Raw genomic sequence first — 17133 nt, forward strand, 5'->3', positions numbered from 1 at the left:
CCTACGCGTCCAGGTACTTCTGGTAGAACTTGCGCAGGTCGTTGCCGCCGGAGGACTTCCAGGTGGCGATGGCGTCGTCCAGGGCGGAAAGGTCCTTGCGCCCGTTGGCCACGTCGGCCTTGAGGTCGTCGAACGGCTTGGACAACGACCCGAACTTGGCCGGTTCCTGAATCTGCACACCGTAGAGCACGGGGTCGGCCGCGAAGGCGCTCATCCGGGCGCTCCAGTTGCAGTAGTCGGTGACGAACTGCGGGTACTCCACGTGAGCCTGCACCACCGGCGGGTGCACCAGGAACGAGTAGGTGGAGGTGACCTCGGCCTGGCCCTTGGCGTTCAGCACCGGGGCGCCGTTGGCGTCGAGGTCGTAGTGGGTGCCCTCCACGCCTGAGTTGAGCAGCTGGTACTCCGCGGTGCCGAACGGCGCCGCGATGAAGTCGGCCACGGCCAGCATCTCCTTGATGGCCTTCTCGTCGGCCTTCTTGTTGATGAAGCTGAAGATGTTGGTGGGACTGCCCTTGTACAGGGTGGGGTCTCCGCCGTCGGCGGCGAAGAAGTCCATGGCCTGGGTGTTGTAGGCCGGGTTGGACGGCAGCACCCTGGCGAGCGATTCGGCCCAGCCGCCCACGCCGTCGCTCTTGACCAGGGTGTTCCCGGCCTCGTAACGGCTGTTGGCCTGCTGGTCGTTGCCGGCCATGGCATCCGGATGCACCGCACCGGACTTGAACAGGCGGGTCAGCCAGTCCAGCGCCTCGCGGTACTGGTCGGTCTCGAACTTGTGCACCAGCTTGCCGTCGATAACGGTCCACTTGTCCGGCACACCGAACATGATCTGGCCGGCGTTCCACAGGTCGTCGGAGCCCCAACGGTTCTTGGAGGTGTCGGTGGCCTCGGTGAGGATCTCGATGAAGCTCTCCGCGTCGGTGGGCAGCGGCAGGCCGAGTTCGTCGAAGATGTCCTTGCGGTAGAAGAACGCGTTCTGGATGACCTCACCCGGGTACGGGAGTCCGAAGAGCTTGCCCTGGAAGACCGAGAACTTCCACGAGTCCGTGGGGATGTTGGCCAGGTTCGGGTAGTCCTTCACCTTGTCGCCGGCGAGGTACGGGCTGAGGTCGGCGAACAGCGAGGTGACCGCCTGGTCGAACTTGGGCGGCAGGTTCCAGGACGGGATGACGACCATGTCCGGCACGTTGTTCGGCGAGGCGAGCACCGCCTGGATCTTTTCTCCGTAGGTGTTGCCGTCGGAGACCTGGAATTTGATCGTCGTGCCCAGTTCCTTGTTCACGGCCTTGAAGTAGGAGTTGTCCGAGCTGGGAATGGTCCACCAGGCCGGGGTGAGGGCCGTGTACGACCCGCCGGAACCCGGCACCTTCGCGACGGACTTGCGCAGCACCGTCGGGAGCTTGAGGTAGCCGGCGGTGGAGCCTTCCACGCTGACCAGGTCGGGGACGGCGAAGTCCACCGGGTAGTAGTTCGGGATGACGCCGGCGATGTCTTCGGCGCTGAACAGTCCGCCCGAGGTGCTGGCTGTTCCCGTGCTGCACCCGGCCAGGGCGGCTGTGGCCGCTCCCGCACCTACGAAGCCCAGGAAGGACCTCCGGTTCAGCGGCTTCTTGGCGAATGCTCTCAGATCAGAACTGGCCGTTTGGATGCTCATTGCTGCCTCACTTCTTCGTAAGTTGCGACTCTTGCCGAGGCCGAGAGCAGCAAGATGCGCCCCCGAGTCCGGCTCCCTGCGGAAGCGCTTCGACAATCGGGAGTGTACAGGGCTGAATTACGCGGAGGCAACCACAAATGGCACATTGTGACCTAGACTCGGCCCATCGACATGTTTTCGCGATAACTATCGAAACGCTTCGAGGGCACTCAACCAGGAAGATCTTGATGACGCACGGCACCGACGCCGCAACGGCACTCCGCCTGCTCGACCAGCTCACGGTCGAGGAGAAGCTCAGCCTGCTGCATCAGGCCAACCCCGCCATCGAGCGGTTGGGGCTCGCCGCCTTCCACACCGGCACCGAGGCCCTGCACGGTTTGTCCTGGCTGGGTGAGGCCACCCAGTTCCCGCAGACCGTCGGGCTCGCCGCCAGCTGGGACCTCGACCTGATCCGCCGGGTCGGCGAGGCCGTGGGCATCGAGGTGCGCGGCAAGCACGCCGTCTCCCCCGAGGTGAGCCTGAACGTGTGGGCGCCCGTGGTCAACCCGCTGCGCCATCCGCTCTGGGGCCGCAACGAGGAGGGCTACTCAGAGGACTCCTGGCTGACCGGCCGGATGGGCTGCGCCTACTCCTGGGGTCTGCGCGGGAACGACCCGGTGCGCTGGCGCACGGTGCCCACCCTCAAGCACTTCCTCGGCTACAACAACGAGGTCGACCGCTCCACGACCAATTCGCAGCTGCGTCAGCGGGTGCTGCACGAGTACGAGCTGCCGGCCTACCGCCCGGCCATCGAAGAGGGCGCCGCCGGCGCCGCCATGCTCTCCTACAACCTGGTGAACGGCCGCCCGGCCCACGTCTCCGACCTCGTCGAGGCGCACCTGCGCACCTGGGTCGCCGACAGTGCCCAGCTGCTCATCGTGAGCGACGCGGCCGCACCCACCAACCTGTTCGGCTCCGAGGAGTACTTCGACGGACCGGTGCCCGCCCACGCGGCCGCCCTGGCCGCCGGCGTCGACAGCTTCACCGACAACGACACCAACGCCGAGCCCACGATCTCCGCCATGCGACAGGCCCTCGCCGAGGGGCTCATCACCATCGACCAGGTGGATGGCGCGGTGCTGCGCCTGCTCACGGCCCGCGCGCGTACCGGCGAGTTCGACACCGAACCGCATCCGTACGCCGCGATCACGGCCGACGTGATCGGGTCGCCCGCTCACATCGACCTGGCCAGGGAAGCCGCCGCCGCGGGCACCGTGCTGCTGAAGAACACCGGGGCCCGGCCGCTGCTCCCCCTGCCGCCGGCGACCCGGGTGGCTGTGCTCGGCCCGCTCGCCGACCGGGTGCTCACCGACTGGTACAGCGGCAGCCTGATCGCCCCGGTGAGCCTCACCGACGGCCTCGCCGCCGCGTTGGGGGCCACCGGCGGATCCGTCAGTACCGCCAGCGGCTCCGACATCATCGCCCTCCGCGACCCCCGCACCGGGCGCTACCTCACCTCGGGCGGGCCGCACGGCGGGCGTCTGCACGCCGCGAGCGACACCGTCGGCGACGCGCAGAGTTTCGAACTCACCGAGTGGGGCCACGGCCATGTCACCCTGCGCAGCGTCGCCAGCGACCGGCTGGTGACCCGCGGCGCGCAGGGCTACCTCGAAGACACGGCCACCCGGGTGGGCGGCTGGGTGGCGCAGGAAGCCCTGCGCCTCGTGCGCCACGACGACGGCAGCGTCTCCCTGCAGCACCGAGGCTCCGGCCTGTGGTTGCACGCGGATCTCGGCAACGGATCGATCCTGGCCGCGCCGGCCACCGAGGCCACCGCCGACAGGTTCGGCCTGCGGGTCCTGCGCTCCGGGCTCGCCCACGCGGCCACCGTCGCGGCAGCGGCCGACACCGTCATCGTGACCGTGGGCAACGACCCGCACCTGGGTGGTCGCGAGACCGAGGACCGCCCGGCGCTGGCCCTGCCTGCCCACCAGGCCGAACTGGTCAGCGCCGCCGCCGACGCCAACGCCGACATCGTGCTGCTGGTCGTCTCGTCGTATCCGTTCGCCCTCGGAGCGGCGCTCGAGTCGGCGCCCGCCATCGTGTGGTCCTCGCACGCCGGAGAACAGCTGGGCCACGGTCTGGCGGATGTGCTCACCGGCGCTATGGAACCCAGCGGGCGGCTCGCCCAGACCTGGTGGGCCGGCGAGGCCGACCTCGCCGACGTGCTGGACTACGACATCATCACCAGCCGCAGCACCTACCTCTACTCGCCGGCGCGGCCCGACTTCGCGTTCGGGCACGGGCTGGGCTACACGCCGAGCACCCTCCCGGTCGCCGTGCTGTCCGCGGCGCACGCGGACTGGTCGGTCGAGGCCGGCCTGGCGGCGCCCGTCACCGTCACGGTCACCGTCGCGGCCGGGGTCGGTCCGGCCGGTGCCGGCGCCGCGGTGCAGACCGTGCAGCTGTACGTGGCGGCGCCCACGCACCGGCTGCAGTTTCCGCGCCGCCGGCTGGCCGGCTTCGATCGGGTCACCGTGGCCTCCGGTGCGACCAGGGAGCTGACGCTGACCGTCGACCCCGCGGCGTTCGCCGTGTGGGACGTGACCACCGGTCGCCTGGTCGTGGAGACCGGCGACTACGAGATTCTGGTAGGCCGCTCGGCCGAAGCCATCGACCACCGGCTGCTCGTGCACATCGACGGGGTCACCGTGGCCCCGCGGGATGCTCGCGCGGGCTTTACCGCCGACAGCTTCGACGGCACCGAGCAGAGCGCCACCGTGCAGAGCGAGCTGGTGGCGCATACTCCGCGCAGCGGCACCGCCGTGGCCGTGGCCGCCGTCGCCCGCACGGCCCGACTGGTCTACCTGGACGTCGCCGGCCTGGCCGACGAGCTTCGGGTTGAGGCCCGCGGCACCGGACGGGTCAGTGTCGAGGGGCGCCTCGACGGCGTCTGGTCGCCGCTCGGCTCAGCCGAGGTCATCGCCTCGGACTGGACCAGCACGGCCGTTCCGCTGGCCGCGACCGATGGCCCACGTCTCCCCACCGACCTCCGGGTGACGCTGTCCCGGAACGTGCAGCTGGCCTTCCTCGGCGGCACCGCCTAAGTTCTTTCCCATCCCCCGGCAGCACCGACCAGACAGGACACCATGCTCAGCAACTTGACCGGATGGCATTTCCTCATCATCCTCTTCGTCGTTCTCCTCCTCTTCGGCGCACCCAAGCTGCCCACCCTGGCGCGCAGCCTGGGGCAATCGATGAAGATCCTGAAGACCGAGCTGTCGCCCTCCGGCGACGCCCCGGTCGACCCGCCCGCCACCCCCGCGGCCACGACTGCCGCCCCCGCATCCGTCGCCCCCGCATCCGCAGCGCCGGCATCCGCAGCGCCGGCCAACGTAGCGCCGGCCTCCGCAGCGCCGGCGCACGCAGCGCCGGCCAACGCGGTCGCCCAGCAGGTCACGACGGCTGCGACCCCGCCGGCCTAACCTCCCGACCACCACCCGCGGCAACCATCCGCGGTCACCATCTCGCGAAAGCGGCCAAACGGTCACTTCGGCACCGCTGAAGCAACCACGCGACCGCTTTCGCGAGATGGGAGGGCGACGCCCTGGGCACCACCTACCGCCAGCATTCCGCGGCCACCATCTGCGCCACCCTTTCACGAGCACCCCTTCACGAGCGCCCTTTCACGAGCACCCTTTAGCGGCCACCATCTCGCGAAAGCGGCCAAACGGTCACCTCAGCAGCGCTGAAGCAACCACGCGACCGCTTTCGCGAGATGTCACGGCGACGCGGCCGGCACCACGTCCCCACCACCATTTCCCGACCACCACGTCCCGGCCACCACGTCCCTGCCACCATTTCCCGGCCGCCATCTCGCGAAAGTGGTCAAACGGTCGCTTCGGCAGCGCTGAAGCAACCACACGGCCGCTCTCGCGGGATGGTCAGTGGCCGGGCTGGTCCACGCGGGTGGGCCGGCCCGGCTCCACGCGGATCTCGACGATGGTCGCCGCCTGGCCCGGCCGCGCCACGCGCACCAGGCGGGTGCCGGCGTTCACACCGGGCCGCGCGGTGAACACCGCGGTCACGAGCGCACCGTCGGCCCAGTCGAGGTCGACCAGCAGACCGCCGCGCACCGCCAGGCCGGTCACCCCGCCGCGCTCCAGCCCCGGCGGCAGCGCCGGCAGCAGGTCGATGACGTCGGTGTGGGATTGCACGAGGCACTCGGCGAGCGCCGCGACGAAGCCCAGGTTCCCGTCGATCTGAAACGGCGGATGCGCCGCGAAGAAGTTGGGATAGAGGCCGCCGGCGTGCGGGCCGGACTCGGCGTTGGCCGGCCGAAGCACGTAGCCGAGCAGGTCGCCCACCTTGTCGGCCTGGCCGAGCCTGGCGCGCAGGCAGAGCTTCCAGACCAGGGACCAGCCCGTGGAATCGTCGCCGCGCCGGTCGAGGGTGGCCCGGACCGCGTCGTGCTGGTGCTCGGGCAGCCCGTCGCCGGGATACAGGCCGACGAGGTGGGAGAGGTGCCGATGCTGCGGGTCGTCCTCCACCTCGTCGAGGCCCCATTCGGCGACCCGGCCGGTGGTGTCGACGCGCACGCCGTCGATCCGGGCGAGGGCGGCTGCCGCCTCGGCCAGGATCGGGTCGTGCGGGTGCCCGGACTCGGCGGCGAGCGCGGGCAACAGATTGAACAGCTCGCGCAACAGGGTGCGGTCCATGCCCGAGGCGGTGCCGACGGCGACGCTGGCGTCGCCCCGGCGGTACAGGTTCTCCGGCGACGTCGAGGGGCGGGTGCCCAGCCGACCGCCCGGCAGGTCGATGGCGAAGTCGAGGCAGAAGCGCGCGCATCCGGCCGCGATTGGCCACAGCCGGGCCAGGTAGTCGGCGTCGGCGGTGCCGAAGCGGCGGGGCTCGTCGAGTTGCCGCACCAACCACGGGCCGGCCATCGGCCACTGGGCCCAGGAGGCGTCACCGGTCACGGGCGAGCTGAACGCCCAGGCGTCGGTGTTGTGGTGGGCGACCCAGCCGCGGCAGCCGTAGAGCCGGCCCGCGGTCTCGGCGCCGCGGGCGGCCAGGCCCTCGACGAGGTTTAGCAGCGGCAGCGCGGTTTCGCCGAGTTGCACGGGCTGGGCCGCCCAGTAGTTCATCTCGGTGTTGATGTTCAGGGTGTAGTTGCTGCTCCACGGCGGCCGCATCGACTCGTTCCAGAGTCCCTGCAGGGTGGCCGGCAGGCCGCCGGGCCTGGACGAGGCGATGAGCAGGTACCGGCCGTAGTCGAAGAGCACCCCCACCAGCCCGGGGTCGAACCCGGCGGCGGGGACCCCGGCTGCGGCGGCCTGCCTCAGGCGTTCGGGCGTGGGCAGACCGGCCCGGTCGGGCGGCCCGGGCAGGTGCAGGGTCACCCTGTCGTAGAGGGCGCCGTAGTCACGCTCGTGCCTGGCGGCCAGTTCGGTCACCGACAGCGGCGCGAGGCCGTCGATCCGGGCGCGGCAGCGCGCGGCGGCGGCAGCGGCGGTTCCCGCCGGTGCCCGGCCCACGCCCGCGAAGGTGGTGTCGGTGGCCACGAGCACGACGACCTCGCTCGCGTCGACCACCCGCAGCGCACCGTCGGGGGTCTGCTCCAGCCGTCCGTCGTGCCGGAGCGACACCGTCAGCGCGCCCTCGACCGGGTCGATGCCGTCGGCTTCCCACAGCACGGCGGCCCGGTCGGGGCGATGGCCTGGCGCAACATCCGCCGGCAGTCGCAGCCGCAGCGTCAGGCCGTTGTCGTCGAAAGTTCTGGACAGTTCGCGCAACGGCGTGCTCAGGCCGACCGTGACGTCCAGGCGCGCGGCCCCGGTGGCCGCCAGCCTGTGCACGAGCACCCCGTCGGCGGCGCTCACAAAGCTGGTCTGTTCGACGCCGGCGCCGCGGATGTGGTGGGTGGCGCGGGCCAGGTCCAGCCAGCGCTCGGTGACGGTGTGGCCGGCCGGCAGGCTGATCTGCAGCCGGCCGAAGGGCAGGTAGGCCTGGCTGTAGTCAGCGCTGAGCGCGGTCAGTTCCCGTTCCGCGTCGACCGGGCGGCCGCGCTCGATCAGGTCGCGCGCCGCGGCCAGGGCGGATGCGGCGGTGGCCGCATCCACCCGACCGGCGTGGTGTTCGCTCGCGACCGACCCCGACCAGGCGGTCTCGTCGTTCAGGTGCACCACGGTGCTCCGGTCGGTGGCTTCGACCATGGCCCCGATGCGCCCGTTGCCGAGCGGCAACGCGTCGAGCCAGCCGTCGCTCGCCGTGACGTAGTGCAGTCTGCTCATTTCCTAGAACCGCACCCCGCCGGCGGCCAGGCCGGTCTTCCAGTAGCGCTGCAGCGAGACGAACACCACGATGATCGGGATGATCGACACCAGGGAACCGATGACCACGAGGGTCTGCAGGCCGGGGATGGTGATGGATGCCTGGCTCCAGCCGGACAACCCCACGGTGACCGGTTGCAGCCTGGCGTCGCTGAGCACCAGCAGCGGCAGCATGAAGTTGTTCCAGCTGCCGATGAACGCGAACAGCAGGATGGTGACCCCGCCGGGGCTGAGCAGCTTGAGGGCGATCGAGAAGAACGCCCGCCACTCGCTGGCCCCGTCGAGCCTGGCCGCCTCCAGCAGTTCCATCGGAACCGCTGACTGGGCGAACACGAAGGCGAGCAGCACACCGAACGGGTAGGCCAGGCTGGGCAGCAGGATGCCCCAGATGGTGTTGTTCAGTCCGAGCTCGACCAGCAGCAGGTAGGTGGGCTGGGCCAGCACGGTCTGCGGGATCAGCATGCTGCCGAGCACCGCGCCGAGCACCAGGGTGCGGCCCTTGAACCTGTACATGGCGAGCGCGTACCCGGAGATCAGGCAGATGAAGGTCATCGCGATCGAGCCGAGCCCCGAGTAGATCATCGAGTTGCCCATCCACCGCCAGAAGATCCCGCCGTTGTAGCTACTGAGGTCCACCAGGTTCGCGACCAGGTTGATGTTGGCGAAGGTGAACCCCGGCGTGCTGAAGAGTTCGGCGGTGCTCTTGGTGGAGGCCACGATCAGCCAGTACACCGGCACCAGGAAGTACAGGGTGATGGCGCCCATGAAGATCCAGGCGGCGATACGCGCGCCGCGGCTGGGGCGTTCACCCTCGGCCAGCACCGAGGGCCGGGAGGAGCCGGCCTTTTGGGCGGCCCGCCGGGACCGGGTCTCCCGAACGGGCGGCGGCGGGGACGGGACTGTGCCAGCTGGTGGGACTGTGCCGGCTGGTGGGACTGTGGCCTGGGTCATCATGCCTTCCCTTTCTTTCGGTTGGTCATGACCGACACCACGATCGAGAGCACGAAGGTTGCCAGGCCCAGGATGATGGCCATCGCCGAGCCGAGGTTGATGTTGCCGCCGAGGGTGGTGGCCGAGAAGATCGCCATGTTCGGGGTGTAGCTGCCCGAGATGTTCGAGGTGACCGAGCGCATGGTCATCGGCTCGTTGAACAGCTGCAGGGTGCCGATGATGGAGAACAGCGTGGTGAGCAGCAGGGCCGGGTAGATCATCGGGAGCTTGATCTGCAGCGCCATCCGCAATTCGCTGGCGCCGTCGAGGCGGGCGGCCTCGTACATTTCGCGCGGAACAGTCTGCAGGGCGGAGAACAGGATGATCATGTTGACGCCGGTGACCGACCAGACCGCCACGTTGGCGATCGACCAGAGCACGGTGCCCGGACCGAGGAAGTCCACCGAGACGCCGAGGTCTGCCAGACCCTCCACGATCGGGCTGACCCTGGGCTGGTAGAGGAAACCCCAGATCAGGGCGGCCACCACGGAGGGCACCGCGTACGGCAGGAACACCGCGAGCTGGAAGAACCGCTTGGCCTTGACCACGGCGGAGTCGAACAGGAGCGCGAGCAGCAGCGACAGCGCCAGCATGATCGGCACCTGCACGATGCCGAAGAGCAGCACCCGGCCGAAGCTGTCCATGAAGGCCGAGTTGGCGAAGGCCTGCACGTAGTTGTCGAAGCCGACGAACATCGACTCGTTGTCACCGCCGAAGCCGAGCCCGCTGCGCTTGACCTGGAAGAAGCTCGTGTACAGCGCCACCACGATCGGCAGGATCATGAAGACGACGAACGAGAGCATGAACGGGGCGAGGAAGACGTACGGGGCCACCCGCATCCCCCCGCCGGCGCGGATGCCGCGCCGGTGGGGAGCTGCTGGGGTGGCGCGCTGGGGCGCCAGGGTCGGGGAGGTCATTTGACGCTCAGACCGCTGTCCTCGAGGTTGGCCACGGTCAGCGCCTGCACCGCGTCCAGGGCCTCGGCGAACGTCTGCGCGCCGGTGCCCACCTTGGCGAACTCGTCTTTCAGGGCGTCCTGGGTGATGTCGTAGTTGGGACCGTCGACCCAGCTGCTCGGCACGTTCTTGGCCGCGGCGATGAACACCTCGTTGATGACCTGGCCACCGAAGAATTCCTGCTCGGTCAGCATGGCGGGATTGTCGAGACCGGCCACCGCGGTCGGGAACAAGCCGCCCTCCTTGATCAGGATGTCGAGGGATTCATCCGAGCTGTTCAGCCAGGTCAGGAACTCCACGGCCTGCTGAACGTTCTCGGTTCCGGTGGGAACCACGTCGACGCTGCCACCGGTTTCACCGGCGGCGTCGCTGCCCGCGAAGGTGGGCGACGGTGCGACGGACCACTTGCCGGTCAGGTCGGCGGCGTTCTCGGCTAGCAGGGCCGGGAACCAGGCGGCGTAGTTGATGCTCGCGATGGTGCCCGCGTTCACCTCGGCCCAGTACTCCGGGGTCCACATGTCGACAACCTTGACGAGCTGCTCGTCGACGAGGGTCTGCCAGATCGCGGCGACGTCCTGGCTCTGGTCGTTGTTGACCTCCACGGTCCAGGCGTCGTCGTCGATGGTGTTGAAGGTGCCCTCGTTCTGCCAGACCTGCTCGGTCCAGAGGCCGATCTCGTTCGGCGAGAACTGGCCGATGTAGACGTCGGGGTTGGCGGCCTTGAGGGCGCGGGCGGTTTCGAGGTACTCGTCCCAGGTGGTGGGCACGGTGAGGTTGTACTGGGCGAAAAGGTCGGAGCGGTACATCAGTCCGGTGGGCCCGGAGTCCTGCGGGATGGCGTAGACGCCGTCGTTGAACTCCACGCCGCTCCAGGAGCTCTCGGTGAACTTGTCGCCGAGGTCATCGGTGTAGTCGGCGATGTCGATCAGCCGGTTGTTGATGATGTGGCCGGGCAGCGAGTGCACCGACATCTGCACGGCATCCGGGGCGGTGCCGGCGTCGATGGCCGGCGGGATCTTGGCGCCGTCGTCGCCGGTCATCCGGAAGAACTCGACCTGGATGTCGGGGTTGGCGTCGTTCCAGGTGTCCACGGCGGTTTCCAGGCCGGGTGCCCAGCCCCAGAACTCGAGGGTGACGGGGCCGGAATCGGTGCCGGCGGAGGTGGAGCAGCCGGCCAGCAGCAGCGCGGACGCTGCCGTGAGGGCGACGGCGGAGCCGAAGCTTCGCAGTGAGCGGGTGAGTGCCATCGTTGGCATCCTTTCTGGGTGCGCCACGGGGGTGTGGCTGGCGCCGATGCGGTTCAGCTGCGAACCGGCTCGGCCGGGGGCGAATCAGGGGCGAGGCGGGGAAGCCGGCAGGGCACTCTCACGGAGCACCATTGAGGCGGCCGGGGCCAGCTCGATGTCGCCGGAGAGGTGCTCGTCGGTGAGCAGGTCGTAGCCGTTCAGGCTGACCGTGCGGGGACGCTCGCCGTGGTTGAAGACGAAGAGGTAGCTGCGGGGGCCCGAATAACGGCGCACGATTTCGACGCCGTCACCGGCCTGCGGATGGTCGGGCGTGACCCCGGCCGCGGCGACGATGCGGGCGAGGTGCCCGCCGAGAGCCGCGGCATCGAGCCGGGTGGCCAGGTAGTGCACGGTGCCGGCGCCGACCCGGTTGCGGGTGATCGCGGGTCGTCCGGCCAGCGGGGCATGGGTGAAGGTGGCCAGCACCTCGGCGCCGGTGACCTGCAGGTCTTCGGCCCAGGCATCCGCCCTCGAGCCGTCGGAGAGCTCGATGCTCTCGTCTGCGGCCAGCGGGTGGTGTTCTTCGACCCGGATGCCGGCCAGCGGGGCGAAGGCGCCGCTGAACCCGCCGGGGCGCACGTTGAGGTTCTCGTCGGTGCTGCCGGAGAAGAACCAGATCGCCGCGTGCCCGCCGGCGTCGACGAAGGCGCGCAGGGCCGCGGCCTCGGCGTCGGAGGCGGCGATCTTGTTCGGCACCAGCACGAGGTCGTAGCCGGAAAGGTCCTGTTCCAGGCTGACAACGTCGGCATTGATGCCCTGCCACCAGAGCGCTCGGTGCACAGCGCGCACGGCGGGCAGGAAGGCGAGGTCGTTGGAGGGCATCGCGCGGGTCTCGGAGGCCCACCAGGCCGTGGCGTCCCAGACGATCGCCACCCTGGTGTCGTTGACCCTGCGGCCGCCGGCGGGCGGCTCGGCGATCTCGGCCAACGAGGTGAGGGTGTGGCCGAGGGCCACGATCTCGCGGAAGACCCTGGAGTCCTCCCCCACGTGCGGCACCATCGGCGAGTGGAAGAACTCGGCGCCGACCCGCGGCGACCGCCACTGGAAGAACAGGGAGCCGGTGGAGCCGCGCGCGAGGTACTGCAGGGTGTTGCGGGCGAGCCGGCCGGGCTCCTTGGCGAACAGGCGCGCGGCGGCGTAGTCGTAGATGAGGCTGGTGGCCTGCTCCATCAGCACCCAGGGGCGACCCTGGTTGAACGAGCGGGCCAGGTCGGCGCCGAACGCCACGTGGGTCTCCCCCTCGATGTCGCGGGCACTGGGATAGTGGTCGATCGACACCTCGTCGATCTCGGCCGCGAAGTCCCACTGGTCGTAGTGGTTCCAGCTGGGCAGCATGAAGTTGGTCGTGACCGGTACGCCCGGGCTGGCCGCCCGCACCACCTGCACCTGCTCGCGCAGGGCGTCGCGGAGGGTGTCGGCGCTGAACCTCTTGAAGTCGAGCAGGTGGGCGGGGTTCGGCAGGTACTGGGTGGCCTGCGGGGCGAGGATGTGCTCGAAGGTGGAGTAGCTCTGCGACCAGAAGGCGCTGTTCCAGGTGTTGTTGAGGGTGGCCACGTCGCCGTAACGATCGGCCAGCCACACCCTGAATGCCCGGTCGGTTTCCGGTCCGTAGGACACCGTGCCGTATTCGTTGTGCACGTGCCACATGGTGAGCGCCGGATGCCGGCCGTACCGTTCGGCGAGCGCGCCGGCGATCCGCCGGGCGGCGTCCCGGTAGGCCGGGGCGGCCGGGCTGTAGGTGTCCCGGCTGCCGTGCACGAGGCGCACGCCGTCCGCCGTCACCGGCAGCGCCTCGGGGTGGGCGAAGGTGAACCACGGCGGCGGCGACGCGGTGGGGGTGGCGAGCACCACCCCGATCCCGTTGGCGTGCATCAGGTCCATCACCCGGTCGAGCCAGCCGAAGTCGTACCGGCCCTCCTCGGGTTCGAGCGACGACCAGGAGAACACCCCCACGGTGACCCGGTTGACGTGCGCCTCCCGCATGAGGCGCACGTCCTCCGCCCAGACCGCTTCGGGCCACTGCTCGGGGTTGTAGTCGCCGCCGTAGACAAAACTGTGCTGCTGCTGCTGCTGCAAGGTGTTCCTGTTCCTGTACTGCGGTTTCGGAGGGGCCGGCGCTAGGCGGCCGGGAGGGTGCGGGTGGCCACGAGCTCTGCGTACCAGCGGGCGCTGTCCTTGGGGGTGCGCACCAGGGTGTCGTAGTCCACGTGCACGATGCCGAAGCGCTTGGAGTAGCCGTAGCCCCACTCGAAGTTGTCCATCAGCGACCACACCTGGTAGCCGCGGAGGTCCACCCCGCGGGCCATCGCCCGGTGCGCGGCGGTGAAGTGCCGGCGCAGGTAGTCGGTGCGCTCGGTGTCGTGCACCCGGGGGCCGTCCTCGGTCTGCACCACGGTGTCGGCGAACGCCGCCCCGTTCTCGGTGACCATGAGCGGCTGGTCCGGGTACTCCTCGTGCAGGGCGACGAGCAGGTCTTCCAGACCGGACGGGTCGATGTTCCAACCCATCTCGGTGTACGGGCCGGGCTGGCCGAGGAACTCCACCCTGTCGGCACCTGGCCAGGGCGAACCGCCGACGTCCTTGTGGCCGTCGTCGTTCTGCCTGGGCGTCTCGCCGTCCCACATCCGCACCAGGGTGGTGGAGTAGTAGTTGACCCCGAGCACGTCCAGGGGCTGGTTGATGATCGCGGTGTCGCCGGGCAGGATGAACGCCCAGTCCGTGATGCCCGCGGTGTCCTCCAGCAGGTCGGCCGGGTAGGCGCCGGTGAGCAGCGGGCCGAGGAACGCCCGGTTGGCCAGCGCGTCGATCTGCCGCACGGCCTCCGGACCGCTCTCACCCTCGCCGCGCAGCACGTGCAGGTTGAGGGTGATCGAGAAATCGGGGTCGTTGGTGACCAGGGGCTTCAGCGCCAGGATGGCCAGGCCGTGGGCCAGGTTGAGGTGGTGCACGGCGGTGAGCGCCTCGGCGCCGTCGGTGCGGCCGGGCGCGTGGGCGCCGGAGCCGTAGCCGAGGTAGGCGGAGCACCAGGGTTCGTTCAGCGTGGTCCAGGTGTCGACCCGGTCGCCGAACGCGGCGCCCAGGATCGTCGCGTAGTCCGCGAACGCGTAGGCGGTGGCCCGGTTGGTCCAGCCGCCCTCGTCCTCGAGCGCCTGCGGCAGGTCCCAGTGGTAGAGCGTGACGATGGGGCGGATGCCGCGGGCGATCAACCCGTCGATCAGGCGCCCGTAGAACTCGAGCCCCTTCGGGTTGGCCGGTCCCCGGCCGGTGGGCTGGATGCGCGACCAGGCGATGGAGAACCTGTACGCCTGCAGGCCCAGCGACACCATCATGTCCAGGTCCTGCTCGAGTCGGTGATAGTGACCGGAGGCCACGTCGCCGGTGTCGCCGTTCCAGACCTTGCCGGGGGTGTGGCTGAAGGTGTCCCAGATCGAGGGGCCGCGGCCGTCCTCGTCGAAGGCGCCCTCGATCTGGTAGCTGGCAGTGGCGGAGCCGAACAGGAACGACTCCGGGAAGACGAGCCCGGCGTCGCGGTAGTCGGGCGAACCGGCGGTGGCTGCGTTGGGTGCGGTGGTGGGGGGAACGGTGGAGCTGGAAGTCATCAGACTGTGGCCTTTCGGTCGGTGGAGGCGACGATCTCGCCGCCGGCGAGGCGGGCCCGGAAGGGGGCATCCGAATCGCTGGTGAGCACGGTGTCGTCGTTCGAGACTGTGATGGTGACGGTGATGTGGCTGCCGTCGAGGGGATTGGCCACCGTAACGGTGCGGGTGCCGGTGCGCTCGCCGGGGTAGACCGTGATGAGGGGCTGGTCGGTGTAGTCGTAGTCGGGCCTGTCGTCCCTGGCTCCGGTGGCCAGCACCGCTCCCCCGCGCACCCACAGCGGGATGCTGTCGAAGGCGTGGGTCTCCCGGCGCCAGACGGGCCCCGTGACGACCTCGTCGGTCAGGTAGTTCGTCCAGGTGCCGGTCGGCAGGTAGTACTGCACGTCGCCGGATTCGCTGAACACCGGGGCAACGAGCAGGTCGGCGCCGAGCATGTACTGCCGGTCGAGGTAGTCCACGGCGGGGTCCTGCGGGAACTCGAGCTGCATGGGCCGCATGAACGGGGCGCCCACCTCGTGCGCCTCGAGGCCCACCTGGTAGAGGTAGGGCATCAGCGTGAGCTTGAGCTTGGTGAACACCCGCGTGACGTCGACGGCGCTCTGGCCGGGCTCTTCCCGGCCGTCGTCGAAGAGCCACGGCACCCGGTAGCTGGTGGAGCCGTGCAGCCTGGAGTGGCTGGAGAGCAACCCAAAGGCCAACCAGCGTTTGAAGACGGCCGGGTCCGGCATGCCCTCGAAGCCGCCGATGTCGTGGCTCCAGTAGCCGAAGCCGGAAAACGCCAGCGAGAGCCCGCCGCGCAGGGTCTCGGCCATCGACTCGTAGCTGGAGGAGTTGTCTCCGCCCCAGTGCACCGGCTGCATCTGCCCGCCGACGGTGGCGGAACGGGCGAACAGCACCGCGTCGCCCTCGCCGCGGTGTTCCTGCAGCACCTCGAAGACGGCCTTGTTGTAGAGCTGGGTGTACAGGTTGTGCATGACCTCGGGCGACGAACCGTCGTGCCACACCACGTCCGTGGGGATGCGCTCGCCGAAGTCGGTCTTGATGGCGTCGACGCCCTGCGCGAAGAGGCCGCGCAGCTTGTCTTGGAACCAGGTGACGGCGGCGGGGTTGGTGAAGTCGACCAGGGCCATGCCGGCCTGCCAGAAGTCCCACTGCCAGACGTCGCCGTTGGCCTTCTTCACCAGGTAGCCGGCGGCGGCGGCCTCGGCGAAGATGCCGGCGCGCTGGGCGATGTACGGGTTGATCCAGGCGCTCACGTGCAGGTTCTTCTCGTGCAGCCTGGCGAGCATGCCCTCGGGGTCCGGGAACACCCGGGGGTCCCACTCGAAGTCGGTCCAGTTGAATTCGCGCATCCAGAAGCAGTCGAAGTGGAAGACGGAGAGCGGCAGGTCGCGCTCGGCCATACCGTCGATGAAGCTGTTGACGGTGGCCTCGTCGTACTGGGTGGTGAAGGAGGTCGACAGCCACAGCCCGTAGGACCAGGCCGGCACCCGGGCGGGGCGGCCGGTGAGCCGGGTGTAGCGCTCGAGCACGTCCTTGGGGGTGGGGCCGTAGATCACGAGGTATTCGATGGCCGGGCCGGCCACGGAGAACTGCACCCGTTCGACGGATTCGGTGCCGACCTCGTAGGAGACGTGCTCCGGGTGGTTGACCAGCACGCCGTAGCCGCGGTTGGTGAGGTAGAACGGCACATTCTTGTAGGACTGCTCGCTGGAGGTGCCGCCGTCGGCGTTCCAGATGTCGATGGTCTGGCCGTTCTTGATCAGCGGGCCGAAGCGCTCGCCGAGGCCGTAGACCAGTTCGCCGACGCCGAGGGAGAGCTGGGCGTGCGTGTAGCTGGCAGCCGGGGCGAGGCCGGTGCTGGTGACGCCGGACACCCCGGTCGGTTCGGCCGAGATCGGCGCGCCCGGCGCGAGCTGCATGTGCCCGATCGACTTGTGGCCGCTCTCGGTGAGGGTCGTGCCGTCTGCCTCGAAGCTCAGGTTGAACGGGGCGCCCAGCGCCACGCGGGCGGTGAGCGGGCCGGACGTGAGGGTGCCGCCGGTGGCGTCGATCACGATGTCGCCGGCATCCGGTTCTGCGCCGACGAGCTCGAAGCCCGGGCCGGTGGCGGTGCCGGTGTGCTGTTCGACGCGCACCTTGATGATGCCCTCCAGCGGGGAGGTGAGGGTGACGGTGAGCATCGCCCGGTTGAGCACGTCGCCGCGGCGTTCGATCACCTTCGTCGGGGCGGAGACCCGCAGGGCGGTGCCCACCTGTTCGACGTCGTAGGCCTCTTGCGCGTAGAACGCGGTGACGCCGGGACGGGTGTGCCAGAAACCATCGGTGAATTTCATA

The 17133-nt window shown here is 69.6% G+C and carries 10 protein-coding genes; 2 read left to right on the forward strand and 8 right to left on the reverse strand.

Annotated elements, in window-relative coordinates:
- Position 1 precedes the first annotated feature (1 nt).
- Entirely contained in the window at positions 2–1654 is a 1653-nt protein-coding gene (locus ACEN2M_RS05030; protein WP_441647042.1) for an extracellular solute-binding protein, read from the reverse strand.
- 227 nt (positions 1655–1881) lie between these two features.
- On the opposite strand from ACEN2M_RS05030, the gene ACEN2M_RS05035 reads away from it, so the two are divergent.
- Entirely contained in the window at positions 1882–4740 is a 2859-nt protein-coding gene (locus ACEN2M_RS05035) for a glycoside hydrolase family 3 C-terminal domain-containing protein (protein WP_441647043.1), read from the forward strand.
- Between the two features lie 42 nt (positions 4741–4782).
- Complete coding sequence (locus ACEN2M_RS05040) at positions 4783–5118, forward strand: twin-arginine translocase TatA/TatE family subunit (protein ID WP_441647044.1); 336 nt, start codon at positions 4783–4785, stop codon at positions 5116–5118.
- Positions 5119–5577: 459 nt separating this feature from the next.
- On the opposite strand, the gene ACEN2M_RS05045 is transcribed toward ACEN2M_RS05040, so the two are convergent.
- The 7 genes from ACEN2M_RS05045 to yicI form a co-directional block, all read right to left on the reverse strand.
- Positions 5578–7926 (reverse strand): glycosyl hydrolase family 95 catalytic domain-containing protein, encoded by a 2349-nt coding sequence (locus ACEN2M_RS05045; RefSeq protein WP_441647045.1) that lies wholly within the window; start codon positions 7924–7926, stop codon positions 5578–5580.
- 3 nt (positions 7927–7929) lie between these two features.
- Positions 7930–8730: a carbohydrate ABC transporter permease gene (locus tag ACEN2M_RS05050; protein WP_441647046.1), complete on the reverse strand. Its 801-nt coding sequence runs from the start codon at positions 8728–8730 to the stop codon at positions 7930–7932.
- Between the two features lie 185 nt (positions 8731–8915).
- Complete coding sequence (locus tag ACEN2M_RS05055) at positions 8916–9872, reverse strand: carbohydrate ABC transporter permease (RefSeq protein ID WP_441647047.1); 957 nt, start codon at positions 9870–9872, stop codon at positions 8916–8918.
- Positions 9869–11158, reverse strand: a complete 1290-nt coding sequence (locus ACEN2M_RS05060; protein WP_441647048.1) for an extracellular solute-binding protein — start codon at positions 11156–11158, stop codon at positions 9869–9871. Before ACEN2M_RS05060 ends, ACEN2M_RS05055 begins: the two co-directional genes overlap by 4 nt.
- Before the next feature lie 84 nt (positions 11159–11242).
- Positions 11243–13273 (reverse strand): beta-galactosidase, encoded by a 2031-nt coding sequence (locus ACEN2M_RS05065; RefSeq protein WP_441647049.1) that lies wholly within the window; start codon positions 13271–13273, stop codon positions 11243–11245.
- Positions 13274–13314: 41 nt separating this feature from the next.
- Positions 13315–14796, reverse strand: a complete 1482-nt coding sequence (locus ACEN2M_RS05070; protein WP_441647050.1) for a GH1 family beta-glucosidase — start codon at positions 14794–14796, stop codon at positions 13315–13317.
- The gene (yicI, locus tag ACEN2M_RS05075; protein WP_441647051.1) at positions 14796–17132 is read right to left on the reverse strand and encodes an alpha-xylosidase; all 2337 of its coding nucleotides are present in this window, start codon (positions 17130–17132) and stop codon (positions 14796–14798) included. Before yicI ends, ACEN2M_RS05070 begins: the two co-directional genes overlap by 1 nt.
- Position 17133 lies beyond the last annotated feature (1 nt).

This window comes from Cryobacterium sp. W22_MBD10_FK3, from assembly GCF_052113745.1.
Lineage (GTDB): Bacteria > Actinomycetota > Actinomycetes > Actinomycetales > Microbacteriaceae > Cryobacterium.